This is a genomic window from Gordonia sp. (in: high G+C Gram-positive bacteria), assembly GCF_049299075.1.
GTDB lineage: Bacteria > Actinomycetota > Actinomycetes > Mycobacteriales > Mycobacteriaceae > Gordonia.
In genome coordinates this window covers 1-1,739 of sequence record NZ_JBAQWU010000275.1, presented here as the reverse complement: position 1 = coordinate 1,739, position 1,739 = coordinate 1, and the positions used below count along the sequence as shown (strand labels likewise).

Annotated in this window: 3 protein-coding genes and 1 pseudogene; all 4 read right to left on the bottom strand. The window is 65.4% G+C overall.

All coding sequences use genetic code 11. The features are described from left to right. A partial coding sequence (locus tag WAW85_RS08515) for an NAD(P)-binding protein (RefSeq protein WP_422559185.1) occupies window positions 1-504 on the bottom strand: 504 nt, incomplete at its 3' end. Window positions 505-553: 49 nt separating this feature from the next. Beyond that, entirely contained in the window at window positions 554-964 is a 411-nt protein-coding gene (locus tag WAW85_RS08510) for a DUF1622 domain-containing protein (protein WP_422559186.1), read from the bottom strand. A 54-nt stretch (window positions 965-1,018) separates the two neighbouring features. After that, complete coding sequence (locus WAW85_RS08505) at window positions 1,019-1,456, bottom strand: VOC family protein (protein WP_422559184.1); 438 nt, start codon at window positions 1,454-1,456, stop codon at window positions 1,019-1,021. Window positions 1,457-1,511: 55 nt separating this feature from the next. Beyond that, a pseudogene (locus WAW85_RS08500) lies at window positions 1,512-1,739 on the bottom strand (GuaB3 family IMP dehydrogenase-related protein); the annotation flags it as partial.

Below are 1,739 nucleotides of genomic sequence, written 5' to 3'. Positions count from 1 at the left end.
CTTGTCGCCGAAGAAGACGCCCACCGGGGTGGCGGTGAAGGTGTCCGCGCAGCCCATCTCCTGCGCGACCTGCAACATGACCGCATCGGAGTTGGTGAACGTGGGGTTGGTGACCACACCCAGCATGCGCCGCGCCTGCTCGTAGTGCGGGGTCAGCTCCGCTTCCCAGTCGGTGATGTCCGCCCACTGCGGATCGGTGAAGAACGGGCTGGTCGGCTTGTACAGCGTGTTGGCGTAGTTCAGCGAACCGCCGCCGACCCCAGCCCCCGCCAGGATCATCACGTCTTTGAGGACGTGGATCCGCTGGATACCCAGCAATCCCAGCTTGGGTGCCCACACGAACTTGTTGAGCCGCCAACTGGTCTTAGCGAACTCGTCGTCCGCGAAGCGGCGGCCCGCCTCGAACACCCCGACCCGGTACCCCTTCTCCACCAACCGCAACGCGCTCACGCTGCCGCCGAAACCGGAACCGATGATCAGGACGTCGAAGTCGGTGCTCGCCATGCCGACAATACTAATGTTCATTGTCACAATCGCGACAGCAAGCCTGCCCTTAGCTGGAGTCGCGCTGGGCGGCCCGATCCTGACGCACCTGCTCGGCCATCACGCTCGCGCCGGAGGTCAGCGCCGCGCGCCGCCACGGCAGCACGCCGTCGATCTCGATGGCGATTGACAGCGACAGCACGGTTCGGATCAGCACGATCAAGCCCAGGATCAGGGCGTCCTCGATGGACGGTTTGGAGGTGATAGTGCGCACCAGGTCCGCGGCCACCAGAATCTCCAGACCCAGCATGATCGCCCCGCCGAGGGTGCTGCGCACAATGCCGAACACGTCGGCCCCCCGCTGCCTGCGCAGCAGCGCCCGCATACCGAGGGTGAACGCCAGGATCAGTCCCAGCACCATCGCGATCGCACCGAGCGCCTCGAACACGACCGCGATCGTGGTAAACACGTCTTCCATCATCTTCTCCACGACTCAAATCTAAGCCATGGCCGGTGCCGTCGCGCCGCTCGACGGCTATCCCTGCTGAAGGCTCTCGGCAAACATGACGAGGATGCCGCTGGGACCGCGAAGATACGCGAGCTTCACGGAGTCTTGGTACGTGGCCACACCCCGCAGCGGATAGCAGCCGTGCCTCGCCGCGATGGCGATGACCTCATCGATGTCATCGACCCAGAAGGCGATGCGGTGCATGCCGATCTCGTTGGGCAGCGTCGGGTCAGTCTCGATCGCATCGGGATGGATGTACTCGAACATCTCGATCTGCCCGTCACCACCGGGCGTCTGAAGAACCGCGATCTTCGCGTGGTTCCCATCGAGGCCGACCGCCGTGTCCGCCCACTCGCCACTGACGGTGTCGGTGCCGACGACGGTCAGCCCAAGGTCGACGAAGAAGGCCATCGCCGCATCGAGATCACGCACCGCGATCCCGACGTTGCCGAACCTGATACCCACGCCGAGCATTCTAGCAACGACGTCGTCGTTGCCGGCTCGGCCGCGTGCCGCGGGGTCAGCCCCGGACCGAGAGTCCGACCTTCTGGAACTCCTTGAGATCGGCATATCCGGCCTTCGCCATAGAACGACGGAGCGCACCGATCAGATTCAGCAGACCGTCCGGATCGTCGGACGGGCCGGTCAACACGCGCTCCAGGCTGGGGCGTGCAGTCTCCGGCGCCACCTGCAGCAGCGCCCCGCGCGGGGTATCGGGGTGGGCGGCCGCCGACGGCCAGTACCAGCC